The following is a 22,110-nucleotide window of genomic DNA, read 5'->3' as shown; positions in this document are numbered from 1 at the left end:
TATTTTTTTACACAATCGTTTGTGAGTATTGAAATTTCAATTCCCATTTTCTTCTTTATGAGAAAGACAATACCCAAACTACGCCGGCTGGCTATTCCGGCGCTATTGTGTGGTTTGCCCTTGCTACCCTTGGCAGCGCAGGCAGCTACCTCCGCAACAGGCTTTCTAACGGGTACTCTGCTGCCTGTTGCCGATGCGCCCGTAACGGGGCGTGTAGTAGATGAGAAAGGAACCGGCCTACCCGGCGTGAACGTGGTAGTGAAGGGCACTACCAATGGCACGCAAACCGATGCCGATGGTCGCTACACCCTAACCGTACCCGACGGTGCTACCCTGGTGTTTTCGTTTGTGGGGTATGCCGCACAGGAGGTGGCTGTGGGCGGCCGCACCACAATCAACCTGGCACTAGCACCCGACTCACGGGCCTTGGGCGATGTGGTGGTGGTAGGATACCTGACCGAGAACCGACAGAACGTGACCAGCGCTGTGGCGCCGCTGGATGTAAAAGAAGCGAATAAGACTCCGGTGCCTACCGTTACGCAGGCGTTGCAGGGGCGGGTAGCAGGCGTACAAGTAACGGGCTCGGGTGGCCCCGGCGCCACACCTATCATCAATATCCGTGGTATTGGCACATTGGGTAATGCCAGCAGTGGCCCCTTGTACATCATCGATGGTTTATGGACGGATAACATCCGCGACCTGAACCCCAATGATATTGAGACGCTGAACATCCTGAAAGATGCTTCTTCTACGGCCGTGTATGGTTCGCGGGGAGCCAACGGGGTAGTACAGATTACCACCAAAAAAGGCAAGGCGGGGGCGCCATCCATTAGCTTCAATGGCTACCGGGGCGTCGATAATGTGTATAAAACCTACAACCTGACCAATGCCAGCGAGTGGGCTGATCGTGCTGTTATTGCGTATCGTAATGCTGGCCTAGACCCGCTCAACAACGGCCAGAACAGTTTGGCTGGGGCCGTTAAAGGTCCCGGTGGGGCCTTCAACCCCAATGTGGATACCGATTGGCAAAAGGAATTCTTCCAAACCGGTACGCTGGAAGATTACAACCTCTCCTTTTCGGGCGGTTCTTCGGGAGAAAAATATACCTCCAACTACCTGATTTCGGGTGAGTATTTTCACCAGGAGGGCATCGTGAAAGGTCCTGACTTCAAGCGATACAGCTTGCGTTTAAACTCAGGTCTCACGAAAGGGCGTTTCCGCTTGCAGGAAAACGCCCAGCTCACGCATATCAACACGACACTGCTGAATGGCGCGCCGTTTATTGATGTGCTGACAATTATTCCTAGTATTCCGGTATACGACCCGGCAAATCCGGGGGGCTTTGGTACGGGCTCATCGGTGCTGAACTCGTTTGCTACCAACCCTATAGGAGCACAGTCGCTGCTACGCCGCACGCAGGCAGACAACCGGTTGGCAGGCAACGTTAGTGCCGAGTACTCTTTCTTTGATTTTCTGACTTATCGGCTAAATGTGGCCATGGATGGCCATACCTACAGCAATGCCGATGCGCAGAAACTGGGTATCATACGGCAGAACACCGCCATTAATACGTCGTCGCTAAACGAATTCTTAGGCTACGACCTATTCTTGCTGGCTGAGAACACGCTGAACTTCAACAAGCGTATCGGTGACCACGGCGTGAATGCCTTGTTGGGCTACTCGGAGCAGAGCTTTCAGCAGCACAACGTGCAGGCAGGCGCACAAGGCTTCACTAGCTCGCCGCAGTATTACTTCGAGCTAAGCGCTGGCCCACGGGTAGGGGTGGTGCAAGGAGCCTCGTTTGAGTACACCAAGCGCTCCTTCTTTGGGCAGGCTACCTATGACTACAAGAACCGCTATCTGGCCTCGCTGAGTGCCCGCCGCGACGGGTCGTCGCGCTTCACCCCTGAGAACCGGTGGGGTAATTTCTGGGCAGCCTCGCTAGGCTGGCGCATCAGCGAGGAAGACTTTTTCAAAGATGCTGTGCCGGCTATCAGCAACCTGAAGCTGCGGGCCAGCTACGGCACTAATGGCAACGATGCGCTGAATGGTCCTTACGGTGGTAGTTACTTGCCCTACCCTATCATTGGGCAAAACGTGAATTACGTTATCGGCACCGGCCAGACCATTGTAAACGGCTCCTCGCAGTTGGCACTGGCTAGCCCCGATATTCGGTGGGAAGACCGTCGCACCCGCAATATTGGTCTGGATTTGGGCGTGCTCGACAGTCGCTTGAGCTTATCGGCTGATTATTATATTTCTGAGACCCGCAACGCGCTGGCGCCAGTGCAGGTGCTCACCTACCTCGGCCACTTCGGCAACGACATCTACCAGAACGCGGGCACTATCGAAAACCGGGGCTTTGAATTGGGCCTGGGCTACCACGAGACAAAAGGTGATTTCACCTACGGCGCCGATTTCAACCTGACAACACTCAAAAACGAAATCACGGCCGTACCGACCGTAGGACAAACGTTTGGTGGTGGCGAAGGGGTAACCCGCTCGCAATTAGGTACGTCGCTGGGCGAGTTCTACCTGATTCCGTTCGATGGTATTTTCCAATCGAATGATGAGGTAGCAAATTATAAAAGCTCCAATGGCACCATTATTCAGCCATACGCCTCGGCTGGTGATGTGCGTTACAAAGACGTGAACGACGACGGCAAGATCGATAATGCCGACCGCGTATTCGCAGGCAAATCCATTCCCAACCTGGTGATGGGCTTGAACTTGAATGCCGCCTATAAAGGCTTCGACCTGTCGGTATTCCTGCAGTCTTCCAGCGGCAACAAGGTGTACAACCAAGCCAAACTGGCGCTGGAAAGCTACAACGGCCCCAATAACTACGACGCCGACGTGACTCCGTGGTCGGTTGACAATCCTTCGAGCACTACACCGCGTCTGTTGCAGGGTGGTGGCTTAGGTAACTTAGGGCAAGCGGCCGCCTCTAACGCGCTATTCAATAGCACGCGCTGGTTGGAAAATGGCAATTATGTACGCCTAAAAAACGTGCAGCTGGGCTATACGCTACCTACGAGCATAACCAGCAAAGTGCCTAGCCTGGGCAGCGTGCGGGTATACGTGACGGGCCGCAACATCGTGACCTTCACCAAATACTCGGGCTTCGACCCAGAGACGACCGGCACAGGCTTCTACAGCCGCGGCGTAGACAACAGCTCCTACCCCAACGTGCGCAGCTTCATTGGCGGCTTGCAAGTGAATTTCTAATAACTGCGGTGGGCCTGCCATTATATGTGGGCAGGCTCTACCCACCCAATCTGTACTAAACCAATGAAAATACATAAGATAGCCGCTCTCTTTCTGCTCTCCAGCGGGTTGCTGCTGACTACGAGCTGCGAGAAAGACTTATTGGATCAGAGCAATCCGAACGCTCCCGATACCTCGCAGTTCTGGAAAACCCAGGACGATGCCATTAAAGGCGTGTATGCCTGCTACTCGGGTTTGCAGCAGTATGCCTGCTACGGGCACTCCTGGCAGTTTATGGCTGCCCGTTCCGACGAGTCGTACAGCCAGAGCCCTTTTGTAGAGCTGGCCAACTTTACGCGCTTCATCACCCCAGACAACAACTTCTTTATCTCGTCCTTCGCCTGGAACGACTACTACCGCACCATCTTCCGCACTAACCAGGTGCTGACCCACGTGCCGGATATCGACATGGACGCGACGCTGAAAAACCGTCTGCTCGGGGAGGCGCAATTTGTGCGGGCACTGTCGTACTTCGACTTGGCTTACTTCTTCGGCAACGTGCCCCTGATTCTGGTAGAGCCCGTGGTGACTACCCGTGCGCCGCAGGCTACTACGGCCCAGATAGAAGAACAGATCATTGCCGACCTCACGGCTGCCATTCCTAATCTGCCGTTGTCGTACGGCGATGCTGAGAAGGGCCGCGTAACGAAAGGAGCTGCTCAGGCCCTGCTGGCCAAAACCTACATGATGCAGCGTAAATACAGCGAGGCATCGGCCCTGTTTACCCAGATTATCGGCTCGGGCCAGTACGACTTAGTGGCCAACTACCTCGATAACTTCACGGATGCCAACGAGAACAACCGCGAGTCGGTATTCGAGATTCAATATGTGAACTCGCCGTTGGACGTAGGCCAGGGCCAGGACAATGCGTCGGCGTCGGAAGGGTATGACCGGCCCAACTTCTTTGGGCCTCCCTACTACAGCTTCGCCGACGTGCAACCTCGTTTGTGGTTGCTGAACGCCTACACCGACTCTACCACTGCATTTGCACCTGGGAGCACCACCCGGCATATGATTGATCCACGCCGGGACGTGTCCATCATCAGCGCTCGTAACCCCGACCGTTTCTACGGCAAAACTTTCGCTGAATTGATTGTAGAGCGCAACTACAACCCCAACCAGCAATACTGGCGCAAGTACCTGAACGACCGCACGCGCACAACGCCCGAGGATTTCACTTCAGGCATCAACTTCCGCGTGATCCGCTACGCTGACGTACTGCTGATGCAGGCCGAAGCGCTGACTGAGCTAAACCGCGTAAGCGACGCGCTACCGTTGGTAAACCGTGTGCGCAATCGGGTAGGGCTGGCCTCACTCACGGGTAGTTATTCGCAGGAGGCCATGCGCCAGCTTATTCGCACGGAGCGCGCCAAGGAGCTGGCCGGCGAGGGTACACGTTGGTTCGACATTCTGCGCTATGGGCTAATGGATAACCAAGCTGGCATCACGGAGCTAACCAGCCGCGATTCGGACTTCACCAACTTCCGTCTGGGTGTTTCCAAGCTACTACCCATTCCACAACGGGATATCGATATTGACCCCAATGTGAAGCAGAATCCTGGCTACTAATACGCTACTGGTATAGCGGGAATAAAACAGCCGTTTCGGGCAGTAGCTTGAAACGGCTGTGTTGCTTTCTATGAACTCAAATAGCTTGTATAAAGTGCTTTATGATAACATTCTATACCGGGTTGCTGAGTCGAAAGGGTAGGCAGTTACTTGCCCTACTAGTGCTATCGAGCTGCGGCGACGCAGGCGACAATTCGCCCGTATCGCCTACTCCAGTACCAGCTCCTGCACCGGCTGCTGGTACCACGTTCACCAACCCGCTGCTACCTTCCGGCGCCGACCCATGGGTGTACCAGCAAGGGAACACGTACTACTACCTGAATACTACCTATACCAACCTGCGCATTTGGAAAACCAACAAAATGTCAGATCTGGGCACGGTATCGAGTACGCTGGCCTGGGCTCCGCCTGCGAGTGGGCCAGCCTCCGGCAACCTGTGGGCACCCGAGCTATATCACTTCGACAATAAGTGGTACCTCTACTACTCCGCCGGACCGGCTGGCACCGATTTGGGGCAGCAACGGACCTGGGTACTAGAAAATAGCGCCGCAGACCCCACTACCGGCACCTGGACTGATAAAGGTCGCATCTTCTGCGCTTCTGCCGATTTCTGGGCCATTGATGGAACCGTGCTGGAGCAAAATGGTAAGCGTTATTTCATTTGGTCGGGACACAATGGGGTAGACGCTGTGCAACGGCTCTACATTTCTCTGATGAGTAATCCCTGGACGCTGACGGGGCCGCGCGTGGAGCTGTCGCATCCTGAGTATAGCTGGGAAATGGTAGGGCTGCCTTACGTTAACGAGGGACCAGAAATTTTGCAACACGGGGGTAAAACGTTTCTAGTGTACTCGGCTAGCTTTTGTGGCACCGACTACTACTCCCTGGGTATGCTGACAGCCGATGCCACCGCTGATCCTATGCTATTGGCATCTTGGACGAAATCGACCAAGCCGGTTTTCTCTCAGAGTCCCGCTAGCCGTGCCTACGCTACCGGGCACAATGGCTTTTTTAAATCCAAGGATGGTACGCAGGATTGGCTGATTTATCATGCCAATTCCAGTGCAGGTCAGGGCTGTTATGATACCCGCAACCCGCGCATGCAAGTCTTCACCTGGAACCCCGATGGCATGCCCAATTTTAGGACGCCCGTTGGCATCCATATCGCACTTACGAAACCTAGCGGCGAGTAAGAGCTCGTGCGCGTATTCCTCAAACCCTACTGCTATGCCCACACCTTTACTCATTTCGCTTCGCGCACATCTGGTTGGTACCATGCGGTGCTTGTTACTCTTGCTGTTACTGATCGGCATAAGCAACGTGCGCACCTACGCGCTGCAAGGATTCTACGGTTCGCATGACCCTTCTACCATCGTGAAGGAGGGCAACAAGTATTGGATCTTTACGACAGGACAGGGTATCTATAATATGTACTCTACGGACTTAGTAACCTGGACACCCTCGCCGCGGGCAGTGTTTATTAATAATGCCTACCCTAGTTGGATCAATGCCAAGGTGCCAGGCTTTGCAGGTAACTTTTGGGCACCAGAGTGCATCTATATGAATGGCAAGTACTACCTCTACTATTCGTGCTCCACGTTTGGTTCGCAAGTATCGGCTATAGGTCTGGCCACCAACGTTACGTTGGACCCTGCCAATGCCAACTACAAATGGGAGGACCAAGGCGAAGTGGTTTCTTCTGTAGCCGGCAGCGGCCCCAATGCTATTGACCCCGCCGTGCTGCGCGACGCCAGCGGCAACGTGTGGCTCACGTATGGTTCGTTCTTCGGTGGTATTCGCACCACGCAGCTAAACGCTACCACCGGCAAGCCCTTGAGCAGCGCGGGCTATACGCTGGCCAATGGTGGGGTAGAGGCCCCCGATCTGGTACAGCATGATAATTTTTACTACCTGTTCATCAACCGCGGCAGCTGCTGCCAAGGCATCAATAGTACATATTATATTCAGGTAGGGCGCGCCGCTACGCCAGCGGGACCTTTCTTGGATAAAGAGGGCAAAGATCTGAACAGCCTGGGCGGTACTACCGTGCTCGGCTCGGCCGGGCGCTATATCGGGCCGGGCCACGCAGGCATTTTCACCGAAAATGGCGTGAGTTACTTCTCGCACCACTATTACGATGGCTATGACAACGGGGCGCCCAAGCTCGGGCTGGCTCGCCTCACCTGGGATGCTGCAGGCTGGCCTGTGGTCAGCCGCGAGTGGGTAGCCGCCGGCCGCTACGAAGTCAAAAACCAGTTGAGTGGCCTCGTATGGGACGCTTGGGGCTGCACGGGAGCCTCGGGGCAGATGGTGGCGCAGGGTACGCCCAGCGGCCTCACCTGCCAACAATGGGACTTCACGGCTATAGGCAACGGGGAGTACAAAATCACGAATGCATTGGGCGGGCTGGCCGTGGATGTGATGGGCTGCTCGGCTGATGCGGGGGCCAAGCTGCAACTTTTTACGTACAATGGGTTGACTTGCCAGCGGTATTCTATCGACCGCGCTAACGATGGTACGCTCGTGTTTGCCTCCGCAAATGGCAACCGTGTAATAGAGGTTCCGAACGCTTCCACCGTAGCTGGGCAGCAACTAGGACTATGGGATTACAATGGTTGCCCCTGCCAGCGCTGGACGCTGAGTCCGGTGGGCGTAACCACCGCTACCCTACCTAGTCAGTTACTAACTGGTATCAGCATCTACCCGATACCAGCCGAGCAGGGCAACTTCACGGTTGATTTAGGCGAGCAAAAAACAGGAAGTGTAACCACCGTGCTAATCTTCGACTGGCAGGGTAGGGAAGTGTACCACCAGCAGTTTGGGCCGCAGCAAACGCAATTGACCGTTGAAGCTAAATTGGCTGGTGGAATGTACATGGTGCAGGTGCAACGTGGGGCTAAACGCTTGGTGCAGAAGGTGACAGTACGCTGAGTAGCGAGTAATCGATGTCATACAGAATTGTACCAAATAAGATTAAATACACAAACGATTGTGTACGTAAGATAGAATCTTTACTTTACACCGCGAAAACCAGTATCACATGCAGAAACGCGTGCGCAATCCGGGTTTTTAGCACTTAAAGGCGTAATAGAGAGCCGCGACACTCTTGTTGAAAGGATAGGACACGGAAGCATTTTAAGGAAATCAGCTTGGGCGTTTTTATCTGTAACACTACGTTTTTCTGCATACGTTTTCATTACTTGCCACCTATCCCTTCACCTGTTCTTTTCCGTTGATGACACACATTCGCTACGCTAGCTCCCTTGCCAGCGGCCTATTCGCAACGTTGCTACTAGCCGCCTGTAATCAAAACCCCTCCACCAACGAGACTGGCGCCACCACGGCCGCCGCTGCCGACTCCACCCAAACTTCTGCTGCTATGCCCGTTTCCACTTCCTTCGGCAACACCACCGAGGGCACCGAAGCCCAGCTTTACACCCTTACCAATGGCCATGGCTTGAAAGCTACCATCACCAACTACGGCGGTACCATTACCTCGTTGATGGTACCCGACAAAAGCGGGCAGCTAGGGGATATAGTGTTGGGTTTCGACAAAGTAGGCGGGTACCAGAGCCCAAAGTTTTTGAAATCGGGGCCCTATTTTGGGGCGCTGATAGGACGCTACGGCAACCGCATTAAAGGCGGCAAGTTCACGCTGGACGGCCAGACGTATTCCCTACCCCAAAATAATGGGCAGAACACGTTGCACGGCGGCAAGGAGGGCTTTGATAAGGTGCTATGGGAAGCTAAGCCGGGCTCCTCGGCCGATGGCCAGACGCTTACGCTCACCTACCTGAGCAAGGATGGTGAAGAAGGTTTCCCCGGCAACTTGCAGGTGACGGTGGTCTACACCCTCACCGACAATGACGAGCTGAAAATCGACTATTCGGCTACCACTGATAAGGCTACCCCCGTCAACCTCACCAACCACAGCTACTTCAACCTGGCCCTGGGGCAGAGCAAGGATGTGCTGGCCCACCAGGTGATGATTCCGGCCGACCGCTACACGGTAGTGAACGACCAACTGATTCCCACGGGCGAGCTACGCCCAGTGAAGGGCACCCCCTTCGACTTTACGACCCCCCACGCCATTGGCGAGCGGATTGCGCAGGTGCCCGGCGGCTACGACCACAACTGGGTGTTGAACAACCCCAGCGGCATGCACCAGGCCGCCTCAGTATACGAGCCTACCACAGGCCGCACCTTGGAAGTAACCACTACTGAGCCGGGTGTGCAGTTCTACACCGGCAACTTCCTCGATGGCACGCTCACCGGCAAAAACAATGTCACGTACGGCAAAAACGCCGGTTTCTGCCTCGAAACCCAGCACTTCCCCGACTCGCCCAACCAGTCTGCCTTCCCCAGCACCACGCTGAAGCCAGGCGACACGTTGCAGTCCACCACCATCTTCAAGTTTGGAGTACGGAAGTAGAGACGGCTTGCCGCCCGCCTGTCAGAACGTTATACTCTGAACGTCATTTCGGACATGTTGCTTGATGCGCAACGTGTTCGAAATGACGTTCTATTCCTCTAATCATCAGCATATCCAACTTCATGACTGATCATCCTGCCTACGTCATTGGCCTTGATTATGGCACCGATTCGGTTCGCGCGCTGCTCGTAAATGCCAAGACCGGCGACGAGGTAGCTCAGGCCGTGCACTACTACCCTCGCTGGAAGCAGGGTGCCTACTGCAACCCCCAGAAAAACCAGTTCCGCCAGCACCCGCTTGACTATATCGAAGGGCTGGAGGCCACGGTGCGCCAAGTGGCGCAGCAAGTGCCGGCCGAGCAGATCAAAGGCATTGCCATTGATACCACTGGCTCTACCCCTGGTGCCGTGAATGAGCAGGGGGTAGCGCTGGCCCTCACGCCCGGCTTCGAGGAGAACCCCAACGCCATGTTCGTGCTCTGGAAAGACCACACAGCCCTGGCCGAAGCCGCCGAAGTCAATGAGAAAGCCCGCACCTGGGGTGGCCCCGACTACACGCAATTTGAGGGTGGCATCTATTCCTCAGAGTGGTTTTGGGCCAAGATTGCCCACGTAGTGCGCGAAGACGAAGCCGTTGCCCAGGCCGCCTACTCCTGGATGGAGCATTGCGACTGGATGACATTGCTACTCACCGGACAGGACCTAGCTACGTTCAAGCGCAGCCGCTGCGCCGCCGGCCATAAGGCCATGTGGCACGAGAGCTGGGGCGGCCTACCCTCCGAGGAGTTTCTAACGCTACTGGAACCTAAGTTGGCTGGTTTACGCAACCGATTGTTTGAGGAAACCTATACCGCCGACCAAGTAGCCGGTACGCTCTCCGCGGAGTGGGCCGAGCGCCTGGGCCTCACTACCGATACGGTAGTGGCCGTGGGCTCATTTGATGCCCACGCGGGCGCCGTGGCCGGCGAAATTGAAGCCTACTCTATGGTGAAGGTAATGGGCACCAGCACCTGCGACATTGTGGTTGCGCCCACCGCCGAGGTAGGCGACAAGTTGGTGCAGGGCATTTGCGGCCAGGTAGATGGCTCCGTAATCCCCGGCATGCTGGGTCTGGAAGCCGGCCAGTCGGCTTTTGGCGACCTGCTGGCGTGGTTCACGCAGATCATCGACTGGCCCCTACGTACCATGCTGCCCAAATCCACGGTGATTTCATCGGAACAGATGGAGGCATTGCGTGAGGAAATGCGCGGCAACCTGATTGTGGAGCTGACCGCCGCCGCCGAAAAAATTGACCCCGAAGAGTCGGCCGTATTGGCGTTGGACTGGGTGAACGGCCGCCGCACGCCCGACGCCAACCAAGCGCTGAAAGGTGCCATCATGGGCCTGACGATGGGCTCGGGTGCGCCGCAGGTGTTCCGGGCGTTGGTAGAAGCCATTTGCTACGGTTCCAAGCAGATTGTGGAGCGCTTCGAGAGCGAAGGGATTCCGATTAAGCAGGTGATTGGCATTGGCGGCGTGGCCAAGAAGTCGCGCTTTGCTATGCAGACGCTGGCCGACGTGCTTGATCGCCCCATTAAGATTGCTACTTCTGAGCAGGCCCCGGCTTTAGGCGCAGCCATGTACGCCGCCGTAGCGGCTGGCGTCCACCCCGATGTGCTCACAGCACAGCGCGCAATGGGTAGCGGCTTTGCCGAAACCTACACGCCCCAGCCCGACCGCGTGGCCGATTACGCCGCTCGTTACAAGAAATACCAGGCCTTTGGGCAGTTCGTGGAAGCGGCTACCCTGGGCGACAAACAGGCCGCAGAAACGGCCACTGCTACCGCATGAGTCAGTATCAAGACCTAAAGCAAGCCTGCTACGATGCCAATATGCAGCTCCCCAAGCTGGGGTTGGTGCTCTTCACCTTCGGCAACGCTAGCGTGGTAGACCGCGAAAACCGGGTGTTTGCTATCAAGCCCAGTGGCTTGCCCTACGACACGCTCCGGCCCGAGGACATCGTGATTGTTGACTTCGCTAATAAGATTGTGGAAGGGGAGAAGCGGCCGTCGTCGGACACCAAAACCCACGCTGTGCTCTACAGCCACTGGGAGCAAATTGGTGGCATTGTGCACACGCACTCCACCTACGCCACGGCCTGGGCCCAGGCGCAGCTGGATATTCCGGTGCTAGGCACCACCCACGCCGACCACCTCACCGCCGACGTGCCCTGCGCTCCGCCCATGGATGACGCCATGATTGCTGGTGACTATGAGCACCAGACGGGCTGGCAGATCATCAACGAATTTCAACGGCGTGGTCTGACGCCTACGGAGGTAGAAATGGTGCTGCTTAGCAACCACGCGCCCTTCACGTGGGGCAAAACCGTGGAAAAAGCCGTGTACAATAGCGCTGTGCTGGAAGAGGTGGCCCGCATGGCCTACCTCAGCAGCACCCTCCGCCCCGACGTGCCTCGCCTGAAAGACTCCCTCATCAAAAAGCACTACGAGCGCAAGCACGGTGCAAACTCCTACTACGGACAGAGCTAAAATGGAGCTATTAGCTATTGGCTATTAGCTAATAGCTTTTTGCCCGTTTTTGCCCATTCTATTACGTCGCTTTCAACCTTTAAAAGCTATCAGCCAACAGCTAATAGCTAACAGCTAAAAACAATGCTTGACCTCAAACAATACGAAGCCTGGTTCATCACCGGCACGCAGCACCTGTATGGCCCCGAAACACTGGAGCAGGTGGCCGCGCACTCCCAGCAAATTGCCGCTGAGCTGGATACCAAGCTGCCCATCAAAATCGTCTTCAAACCTATTCTGAAGACGCCAGAGGAAATTTACCAGCTCATCCAGGAAGCCAACGTAGCCGAAAACTGCGTGGGCCTGATTGCCTGGATGCATACGTTCTCGCCGGCCAAAATGTGGATCAACGGCTTGAAAATTCTGAAGAAGCCACTGGCCCACCTGCATACCCAGTTCAACCGCGACATTCCGTGGGGTGAGATTGATATGGACTTCATGAACACCAACCAGTCGGCGCACGGCGACCGGGAGTTTGGGTTCATCACGGCCCGTATGGGTGTGAAGCGAAAGGTGATTGTGGGCCACTGGGAAGCCGAGGAAACGCAGCGCCAACTGAGCGTGTGGAGCCGTGTGGCCTGCGCCTGGGCCGACTGGCAGGGCGGCGCGTTCGTGCGCTTCGGTGACAACATGCGCTACGTAGCCGTAACCGAAGGCGACAAGGTAGAAGCCGAAATCAAGTTTGGCTACTCCGTGAACACCTACGGCATCGGCGACTTGGTAGCGGTAATAAATGCCGTGACCGACGCCCAGATTGACGAGCTGCTGGCTACCTACGAGCGCGAATACGAGCTGGCCGACGACCTGAAGGATGGTGGCAGCCAGCGAGAGAGCCTGCGCGATGCCGCCCGAATTGAAGCTGGCATGCGCCAGTTCTTGCAGGATAAGAAGGCGAAAGGCTTCACTGATACCTTCGAGGACCTGCACGGCATGGCCCAATTACCCGGCATTGCTACCCAGCGCCTAATGGCCGAGGGCTACGGCTTCGGCGGCGAGGGCGACTGGAAGACTTCGGCCCTGGTGCGCGCCATGAAAGTGATGGGCGCCGGCCTGCCCGGCGGCAACTCCTTTATGGAAGATTATACCTACCACTTCGCGCCCGGCAACAACCAGGTATTGGGCTCACACATGCTCGAAATCTGCCCTACCATTGCGGAGGGTAAGGTGCGCGCCGAGATTCATCCGCTAGGTATTGGCGGCAAAGCCGACCCCGTGCGCCTGGTATTCAACTGCCCTGCCGGCGAAGGCCTGAACGCGACCATCGTGGATATGGGCAACCGCTTCCGCATGATTGTAAACGAAGTAGAAGCCGTAGCGCCCGAGCACGAACTGCCCAACCTGCCCGTAGCCCGCGTGCTCTGGAAAGTGAAGCCGGATATGGCTACCGGCGTAGCCGCCTGGATTCTGGCTGGTGGTGCTCACCACACGGGTTTCAGCCAAAACCTGACGGTAGAGTACTTGGAAGATTTTGCGGAAATGGCTGGCATTGAGTTTCTCGTAATCGATGCCGATACAAAATTGCGCAATTTCAAGAATGAATTACGCTATAATGAAGTAGCTTTCGGGGGGCGTTAGGCCCCTCGGCTATTCACTCACTTTCCTACCCGTTTTTAAATCCGCATGCAGAACACCTTTAACACGTTAGATTTATCCATCTTTCTGCTCTACATCGTGGGCATTGCGGCCTATGGCTTCTATGTCTACAAGAGCAAGCAGAAAGCTCAGATGACCACTCAGGACTACTTCCTAGCGGAGGGTTCGCTCACGTGGTGGGCTATCGGGGCGTCGATGATTGCCTCCAACATTTCGGCAGAGCAATTTATTGGTATGTCGGGCAACGGGTTCCAGGTAGGGGTGGCCGTGGCAGCGTACGAGTGGTTGGCGGCTATTACGCTGATTGTGGTAGCCGTATTCTTCATGCCGATTTACCTCAAGCAGAAGATTTACACCATGCCGCAGTTTCTGGAGCAGCGCTACAACGCTACTCTGAGCCTGATTATGAGTATCTTCTGGCTGTTCTTGTACGTGCTGGTCAACCTCACATCCATTCTTTACCTCGGGGCGCTGGCCATCAGCAACCTGGTAGGCGGTGGCGAAAGCTTCCACCTGATTATGGTAGCCCTAGCGGTGTTTGCAGTGATTATCACCCTGGGTGGCATGAAGGTAGTGGGCTATACCGACGTAATCCAGGTGGCCGTGCTCATTGTTGGTGGTCTGGCTACTACCTACTTGGCCCTCACGCTGGTAAGCGAGCGGTTTGGGCTGGGCCACGATGCCGTTGCTGGTTTCAACGCCATGATGAGCGATGCTGGTGACCACTTCCACCTAATGTTTGACAAGCCCACGGCCGACACGCCGCAGGTGGAGATCAACAAGTACCTGATGCTGCCGGGTATTGCCATGTACGCTGCTGGTCAGTGGATTGTGAACCTGAACTACTGGGGCTGTAACCAGTACATCACGCAACGCGCCCTGGGTGCCGATCTAAAAACGGCGCGTACCGGTATCCTGTTTGCTGGTATGCTGAAGCTGTTGATGCCCGTGATTGTGATGCTGCCCGGCATTGCCGCTTACGTGCTGCACAAAAACGGCGGTCTGCAAGGTGAAATGGCTCCCGGTGGCAACTTCAACGCCGATAACGCCTACTCAGCCATCCTGACTTTCCTACCCAACGGCCTGAAGGGCTTGTCGTTGGCGGCCCTCACAGCTGCCATTGTGGCCTCGCTGGCTGGTAAGGCCAACTCCATTTCTACTATCTTCACGCTCGACATCTACAAGCGCTACCTAAAGCCCGAAGCCGACGAGAAGCAACTAGTATGGATTGGTCGCCTGACGGTGATGGCGGCTACCGTGATGGCTATCGGCCTCACTTGGAAGGACTTACTGGGTATTGGTGGCGAAGGCGGCTTCACCTACATTCAGAAGTACACGGGCTTTATCTCGCCCGGTATTGTGGCTGTGTTTGTGTTGGGTATGTTCTGGAAGCGCACCACCGCCCAGGCTGCTATTGCCGGGATGTTGGCGGGCTTTGTCCTGTCGGTATTCTTCAACAACTACGCCGTATCCGTATTCGGCCCCGAAACCATTCTGTATTCAGCCTTCCCCAATGGGCATGGCAGCTACGAAATTCCTTTCCTGATTTGCATGGGCCTCTCGTTTGCCTTCACGGCTGCTCTGATGATTGGGATGAGCCTGCTCGGTCCAGTTATTAATCCGAAAGCTTTGCACCTGGATCGGAGCCTGTTCCGGGTAAGCCCCAGCATCATGACGCTGATTGTCATTACCTTGCTGATGATTACGGCGTTGTACGTCAAGTTTTGGTAAACTCCGCCTAGCTGTATAAAGCCCCGGCGAAACGACATTTCTCTTTAAAGAATGTCGCATTGCCGGGGCTTTTGTATCTAAAAAAAGTTGTAATATCGCTTTCAAGGAAACTAAAGCTTCTGCTTAACCCTTACTCACACCTATGACTGCTACTCCCACTCACTCTTTTTCTCGCCTCGCGAAAGCAGCCCTATTCGGCGGGCTTTTTTTTGTTGGTGCCACACAATCGATTGCGCAAGCACCGGCTACGATTACGGTGCAGGTCAATAAGTCGGTAGCACCGGTGCCGAAGAATATGTTCGGCCTGTTCTTCGAGGACATCAACTTTGCGGCCGACGGCGGCTTGTACCCGGAGCTGGTGAAGAATAAATCCTTCGAAACCGACGACAAACTCATTGGCTGGAAGGCCATCAAAGGCGGCTCGGCCCTCACCGAGTATATCGTGCTTAGCGAGCAGCCCATCAGCAAATCGAACACGCATTATCTGCGCCTGACCGCTCGCACCAATAGCCCCGATGCCGGTCTCACCAACGAGGGCTTCCGGGGTATGGGCGTGAAGCAGGGCGAAGACTACAACTTCTCGGTGTATGCGCGACGCGGCCCCGGCAGCATCAACGGCTTGACCGTGACGCTGGAAGATGAGAAAGGGCAAGCCCTGGCTCAAACCAAGGTAGGCGGCCTCACAAACGAGTGGAAGCAGTATACCGGTGTGTTGCGCCCCAGTGCCACCAGCGGCAAAGCGCACCTGAAAATCACCGTGGAAGGTGCCGGCACCGCTGATCTAGACGTGGTATCGGTGTTTCCGAAAGATACTTGGATGAAGCGCCCTAACGGCTTGCGCACCGACTTGGTGCAGCTGCTGAAGGACATGAAGCCTGGCTTCCTGCGCTTTCCCGGCGGTTGCATCGTGGAGGGCCGCACGCTGGCCCAGCGCTACCAGTGGAAGGAAACTATCGGCGACGTGAACTCCCGCGCTTCGCTGATTAACCGCTGGAACACCGAATTTACGCACCGCTATACACCCGATTACTACCAGTCCTTTGGGCTGGGCTTCTTCGAGTATTTTCAGCTGGCCGAAGACCTGGGTGCCGAGCCCCTGCCCATCTTGAATATCGGAATGGCCTGCCAGTTCAACTCTGCCGAGCAGGCGCCCCTGAGCGCCACCACGCCCGGCGGCCCAAGTGCTGTAGTAACTGGCGCCGAAGCCCACAACCACGCCGACGACATCGACCTGGATACCTTTATTCAGGATGCGCTGGACTTGGTGGAATTTGCCAATGGCCCCGTGACGAGCCCCTGGGGGGCCAAGCGCGCCGCCATGGGCCACCCAGCGCCCTTCAACCTGAAAATGATTGGCGCTGGTAACGAGCAGTGGGGCCCGCAATACATTGAGCGTTACAAGCCATTCGTAAAAGCACTGAAAGCGAAGTATCCAAACATTCAGCTGGTAGCCAGCTCTGGCCCCGATCCGGGAGACGAGCGATTCAAATTCGCTACCGCACAGTTTCGGGAGCTGAAGGCCGACCTGATTGACGAGCACTACTACGCTAAGCCGGAGTGGTTCCGCCAAAATGTGGGCCGCTACGACAACTACCCTCGCACAGGTCCCAAGATCTTCGCTGGTGAGTATGCCGCGCAAAGTGTAGCCATTGCCAGCCCCGAAAACAAGAATACCTGGGATTGCGCCATTTCTGAGGCCGCATTTATGACGGGCCTGGAGCGTAACGGCGAGGTAGTGGAAATGGCATCCTACGCGCCGCTGTTTGCTCATGTAGACGCGTGGCAGTGGACGCCCGACATGATTTGGTTCGATAACCTGAACTCTTACGGCACGCCCAGCTACTACGTGCAGAAGCTATTTAGCCTCAACAAAGGCACCACTATTCTGCCTGTGCAGCTGCCCGGCAACGCCAAAAACGGCCAAGACAACCTGTTCGTGAGTGCCGTGACCGACGACCCGGCTGGCGACGTGGTAGTAAAGCTCATCAACTACTCCACCACCGCCCGCCCCGTGATCCTGAACCTGGCCGGAGCCAAGAAGGTAGGGAAAACCGGCAAGGCTATCGTAATGGCTAGCAATGATTTGCAGATGCAAAACAGTCTGAAAGAGCCCATGAAGCTGGCTCCTAAAGAGGAAACCTTCCGGGTAAGCTCGGGTAGCGCAGTAAGCTACACGCTGGCGCCCAACTCCTTCACGGTGTTGCGCATTCCTGGCAAAAAGTAAAGAGGGTAGGGGCCAGCATCTTATGCTGGCCCCTTCTTTTTTCCTCGCAGTATATCTGTTACTTTCCGCAATCCACCAGCCCTAGTGATTCATTCCACCAAACGTATCCTAACTGCTCTGCTGTTAACTGGCAGCACTGCGACTTTCGCTCAGAAAACAGCGCCTACTTCCGACTTCCATCAGTGGGCGCCTACCCCGCCCATGGGCTGGAACAGTTGGGACTGCTACGGCCCTACCGTGACCGAAGCCGAGGTGAAGGCCAACGCCGATTACATGGCTCAACATCTGAAAAGCAGCGGCTGGGAGTATGTGGTAGTAGACATTCGTTGGTACGTGAGCAACGACAAAGCCCACGGCTACAACGAGAAAGACCCCGATTTCAACATTGACGAGTACGGGCGGTTTGTGCCGGCCGTCAACCGGTTTCCATCGGCGGCGGGCGGCAAAGGCTTCAAGCCGCTGGGCGATTATCTGCACGCTAAGGGACTGAAATTTGGCATTCACATCATGCGGGGCGTGCCGGTAGTGGCTGTGCAGCGCCGCCTACCCATTCTAGGGAGCAAGGCCACCGCGGCTGATATTTACGCCAAGGAAGGGCAAGCCGCGTGGCTGCACGATATGTACACGGTGGTGGCCGGTCGGCCGGGTGCGCAGGAGTATTACGATTCCCTATTTAAGCTCTATGCGAGCTGGGGGTTGGATTTTGTAAAGGTAGACGACCTCTCGGAGCCCTACCACGCGCCAGAAATAGAGATGATCCGGCGGGCTATTGACAAGTCGGGTAGGAAGATCGTGCTGAGCATGTCGCCGGGCGAAACACCCGTTGCCAACGCCAAGCACGCTCAGCAGCATGCCAATATGTGGCGTACCGTGGGCGACTTCTGGGACAGCTGGGAGCAGCTGAAAGAGCATTTTGACGTGTGTAACCGCTGGAATCCTTACCGCCAGCCTGGTGCCTGGCCCGATGCCGATATGCTGCCGATGGGCCGCCTGGGCATTAGGGCCGAGCGCGGCGACGACCGCATGACGCGCTTCACCCGCGACGAGCAGTACACGCTAATGACGCTGTGGAGCATCTTCCGCTCTCCACTGATGTTTGGCGGCGACCTGCCCAGCAACGACCCGTTTACGCTGTCGTTGCTGACCAACAAAGAGGTATTGAATGTGCTGAACACCAGCACCAACAACCGACAGCTGTTCCGCCGCAACGACCTAGTGGCCTGGACCGCCGACGACCCGAAAACCGGCGCGAAGTACCTGGCCGTTTTCAACGCCCAGGACCAAGACTTGCTGCCAGCCAGTGCCGCCGCGTGGAACAGCGGCACCATCAGTCGCCAGACGCCCGGCCAGAGCAAAGCGCTGGATGTGGACCTGAAAGGTGCCCGCACGCTCTACCTCAACGTGCGCGATGGTGGCGACGGCAGCGCCTGGGACCACGCCAATTGGCTGGCGCCTACCCTCACTGGCAATGGCAAAACGCTGGACCTCACTACCGTGCCGTGGAAAACGGCATCGGCGGGTTGGGGCAAAACCACCGTCAATAAAAGTGTGTCGGGTGGAGAATTGGGGGTAGGAGGGAAGACCTACGCGCGCGGCATTGGCACGCACGCCAACTCCATTGTCGAATACGAAGTGCCAGCCGGCATGACGCGCCTGACGGGTAGCGTGGGACTGGATCAGGCCGGTGCCATGCAGAACACGGGCGGCACCATGCAGTTCCTGGTCTTCACCCAAAGCCCCTACCAGCCCGCCCCCGCCGATTCGGCGCAGGTGCGGGTGTCGTTGCGCGAATTGGGCCTCACGGGCACTTGCACCGTGCGCGACTTGTGGTCGGGGCAGGAACTGGCACCGGCGACGGGCGAGTTTGCGCCGTACGTGCGGCGGCACGGTGCCAAGTTGTATCGAATCGCAAAGAAATAACCCAAACATCGACCTGTCTATAAGGTAGAACGCCCGGCCAATTTGGCCGGGCGTTTCTGGTGCCAGGAGGGCGTTGTGATGCGTAATGTGAGTGCTTGTTGTTTTGCCGGGTGTATTCTCTTTACATTAACAACAAAACGGTAGCGGCTTGGGCAGATATAGTGAAACGTTTCAACACAATGATAACTACCCGGCTGGCTTCTTTTCGCATCAATTTCTAACTCTCTATAGCACAACCATGCGCACTGTTATCTGCTTCGGCGAAGTTCTTTGGGATATTCTGCCTACCGGTCAGCAGCCGGGTGGGGCGCCCTTCAACGTGGCCGTGCACCTGCACCAACTGGGGCAACCCGTGCAGCTCATCAGCCGCGTGGGCGACGACGAACTGGGCCGGGAACTGCTGGCATTTATCAAATCGAAAGGCCTGAGTACGGCCCATGTGCAGCAAAGCCACACGCACCTGACGGGGGTAGTGAAAGCCAACGTAGACGACGCCCACGAGGTGGTGTATAAGATTGTGCAGCCCGTGGCCTGGGACTATATTCAATACGAGACGGAGCTGGCCGACCTGGTAGCCGGGGCCGATATGCTGGTGTACGGCAGCCTAGCCGCCCGCCAGGAGGATAGCCGCGAGACGCTGTACCGCCTGCTCGAAAAAGCCCGCTTCCGGGTGTTCGATGTGAACCTGCGCCCCCCGCACTATACTCCAGAAACCACGCTGCATCTGCTCAGCAAAGCCAACTTAGTAAAGCTGAACCACCACGAACTGGCCGAAGTGATGCAGTGGCTGGGCCAGGAAACCCGGCAGGACCGCGCCGACGCCATGCAGTGGCTGGCCATGCACTACCAGTTGCAGGCGGTGTGCGTGACCTGCGGCGCCGAAGGAGCGTTGCTCTACACCGGCGGCCAGCTCTACCGTGCTCCCGGCCTACCCGTCACAGTACGCGACACCATCGGGAGCGGCGACGCTTTTTTGGCGGCCCTGCTGAAAGGCTGGCTGGCCGGCGACGAGCCGGCTACTATGCTGCGCTTTGCCTGCGCCGCCGGGGCGCTGGTGGCTACCTTCCAAGGCGCTACTCCCGCCATTGGGGAGGCCGATGTAGCGGCGCTGCTGAAAACCCGCACGGAGTAGCTTGCTCGTTCCCACCCACTCTCCAAACCTGTTTATGAAATACTCGCTCTTTCTATTGCTGGCCTTTGCCGGCTTGGCGGCGTGCAGCTCCGATTCCAGTACCACGACCAGCGCTGCCACAGCTTCCGCTGCGCCAGCAGATTCTACCGCCGTGCCGCCAGCCACGCCACAGTACCGCCCCGCCTACCACTTCACGCCGGCCGCGCACTGGATGAATGACCCCAATGGGATGGTGTATTATCAGGGCACCTATCACTTGTTCTTTCAGTACTACCCCAAAGGGATGGTATGGGGGCCCATGCACTGGGGCCACGCCACCAGCCCCGATATGGTGCGCTGGCAGGAGCAGCCCATTGCCCTGTACCCCGATAGCCTGGGCTATATCTTCTCGGGCTCGGCGGTGGTAGATGCCAATAACACAGCAGGTTTTGGTAAGAACGCTATGGTAGCCATCTTCACCCACCACGACCCCAAAGGCGAAAAGGCTGGCACCAGTACCTACCAGCATCAAAGCCTAGCCTATAGTCTTGATGGGGGTAAAACCTGGCAGAAGTACGCGCAGAACCCGGTTCTGAAAAATCCTGGTATCAAGGATTTTCGCGACCCGAAAGTGAGCTGGCACGCGCCCAGCAAGCAGTGGGTGATGACTCTGGCTACCCTGGACCGCATCACGTTCTACTCTTCCCCAAACCTTAAGGACTGGACCAAACTCAGTGAGTTCGGTGAAAAGCTGGGCGCCCACGGCGGCGTGTGGGAGTGCCCCGATCTGTTTCCGCTCACGCTCAACGGCAAAACCTACTGGGTGCTCATTGTCAACCTAAATCCCGGTGGCCCTAATAGCGGCTCGGCCACGCAATACTTTGTGGGTCAGTTTGATGGCAAAACCTTCACGCCCCTCAACGATAAAACTAAGTGGGCCGACTACGGCCCCGACGAGTACGCCGGCGTAACGTGGAATAACACCGGCAACCGCCGCCTGTTTCTGGGGTGGATGAGCAACTGGGAATACGCCAACCAGGTGCCTACCTCGCCCTGGCGCAGCGCCATGACCACCCCGCGCGAGCTGGGCCTGCGCCAGGTGGGTAGCGAAATTTACCTCACCTCGCAGCCGGCCGCCGAGCTGCGGAACATAACAGGCAAAACCACCACCCTGCAAAACGTAACGGCCAAAGAGCCCACCGACCTCACCGCCCGCCTCAACAGCAGCACCGACAAACACCGTCTGACGCTCAGCACGAATCAGCTAGCCAGCTTTGAGTTGGTGATGAGCAACGCAGCCGGCGAGGAACTGGTGCTAGGCTACGACCAAGCCGCCAATCAGTATTTCATCGACCGCAGCAAGGCAGGCAAGAACAGCTTCAGTCCCAAATTCGTGGGTAGGGCCGTGGCCCCGCGCCTGAGCACGGCCGTCGGCACCGAGCTAACGCTCTACTTCGATGCGGCCTCCGTGGAGCTGTTCGCTGATCAGGGCCTAACGGTGATGACCAGCATCTTTTTCGCCAATAAGCCCTTAACTGCTATCAAATTACGATCAGCAGAAGGCATCACATTTCAACAAATAAGCAGCACACCGCTGACTACTGAAGCAGCCAGCAAAGCGTCTACCGTTGGCGCACGGTAGGTAGGGTAGGCATGTAAAAGCAGACCGTCATTCCGAGCTTGCCGAGGACTCTCGC

Annotated in this window: 13 protein-coding genes; all 13 read left to right on the top strand. The window is 56.6% G+C overall.

The genetic code is table 11. The annotated features are described in order from the left end of the window. The first annotated feature begins 57 nt into the window (after positions 1-57). Positions 58-3,228: a SusC/RagA family TonB-linked outer membrane protein gene (locus KYK14_RS11655; protein ID WP_219159004.1), complete on the top strand. Its 3,171-nt coding sequence runs from the start codon at positions 58-60 to the stop codon at positions 3,226-3,228. 63 nt (positions 3,229-3,291) lie between these two features. Next, positions 3,292-4,836 (top strand): RagB/SusD family nutrient uptake outer membrane protein, encoded by a 1,545-nt coding sequence (locus KYK14_RS11650; RefSeq protein ID WP_185282937.1) that lies wholly within the window; start codon positions 3,292-3,294, stop codon positions 4,834-4,836. A gap of 101 nt (positions 4,837-4,937) precedes the next feature. After that, the gene (locus KYK14_RS11645) at positions 4,938-6,029 is read left to right on the top strand and encodes a glycoside hydrolase family 43 protein (RefSeq protein WP_219159002.1); all 1,092 of its coding nucleotides are present in this window, start codon (positions 4,938-4,940) and stop codon (positions 6,027-6,029) included. Between the two features lie 100 nt (positions 6,030-6,129). Next, positions 6,130-7,767: a family 43 glycosylhydrolase gene (locus KYK14_RS11640; protein WP_246601809.1), complete on the top strand. Its 1,638-nt coding sequence runs from the start codon at positions 6,130-6,132 to the stop codon at positions 7,765-7,767. Between the two features lie 304 nt (positions 7,768-8,071). Then, positions 8,072-9,268 carry an aldose epimerase family protein gene (locus KYK14_RS11635; RefSeq protein ID WP_246601808.1) on the top strand — a complete coding sequence of 399 codons (1,197 nt, stop codon included), beginning with the start codon at positions 8,072-8,074 and terminating at the stop codon, positions 9,266-9,268. Positions 9,269-9,390: 122 nt separating this feature from the next. Next, on the top strand, positions 9,391-11,097 hold the full coding sequence (locus KYK14_RS11630; RefSeq protein WP_219158998.1) for a ribulokinase: 1,707 nt from the start codon (positions 9,391-9,393) through the stop codon (positions 11,095-11,097). Beyond that, positions 11,094-11,795 (top strand): L-ribulose-5-phosphate 4-epimerase, encoded by a 702-nt coding sequence (locus tag KYK14_RS11625; protein WP_219158996.1) that lies wholly within the window; start codon positions 11,094-11,096, stop codon positions 11,793-11,795. Before KYK14_RS11630 ends, KYK14_RS11625 begins: the two co-directional genes overlap by 4 nt. A gap of 123 nt (positions 11,796-11,918) precedes the next feature. After that, the gene (araA, locus tag KYK14_RS11620) at positions 11,919-13,409 is read left to right on the top strand and encodes an L-arabinose isomerase (protein ID WP_219158994.1); all 1,491 of its coding nucleotides are present in this window, start codon (positions 11,919-11,921) and stop codon (positions 13,407-13,409) included. Positions 13,410-13,454: 45 nt separating this feature from the next. Further along, a complete protein-coding gene (locus KYK14_RS11615; protein ID WP_208308096.1) occupies positions 13,455-15,158 on the top strand; it encodes a sodium:solute symporter family transporter in 1,704 nt (567 codons plus the stop codon). A gap of 142 nt (positions 15,159-15,300) precedes the next feature. Next, positions 15,301-17,382 carry an alpha-L-arabinofuranosidase C-terminal domain-containing protein gene (locus KYK14_RS11610; RefSeq protein WP_219158992.1) on the top strand — a complete coding sequence of 694 codons (2,082 nt, stop codon included), beginning with the start codon at positions 15,301-15,303 and terminating at the stop codon, positions 17,380-17,382. An 84-nt stretch (positions 17,383-17,466) separates the two neighbouring features. Further along, positions 17,467-19,302 carry an NPCBM/NEW2 domain-containing protein gene (locus KYK14_RS11605; protein WP_219158990.1) on the top strand — a complete coding sequence of 612 codons (1,836 nt, stop codon included), beginning with the start codon at positions 17,467-17,469 and terminating at the stop codon, positions 19,300-19,302. 238 nt (positions 19,303-19,540) lie between these two features. Then, the gene (locus KYK14_RS11600; protein WP_219158988.1) at positions 19,541-20,434 is read left to right on the top strand and encodes a carbohydrate kinase family protein; all 894 of its coding nucleotides are present in this window, start codon (positions 19,541-19,543) and stop codon (positions 20,432-20,434) included. Positions 20,435-20,468: 34 nt separating this feature from the next. Then, positions 20,469-22,055, top strand: coding sequence for a glycoside hydrolase family 32 protein (locus KYK14_RS11595; protein ID WP_219158986.1), 1,587 nt, complete (start codon positions 20,469-20,471; stop codon positions 22,053-22,055). The last annotated feature ends 55 nt before the right edge of the window (positions 22,056-22,110 follow it).

The sequence above is a fragment of the Hymenobacter profundi genome (assembly GCF_019334315.1).
GTDB classification, from domain to species: domain Bacteria; phylum Bacteroidota; class Bacteroidia; order Cytophagales; family Hymenobacteraceae; genus Hymenobacter; species Hymenobacter profundi.
This window is presented reverse-complemented; position numbering and strand designations above follow the sequence as displayed.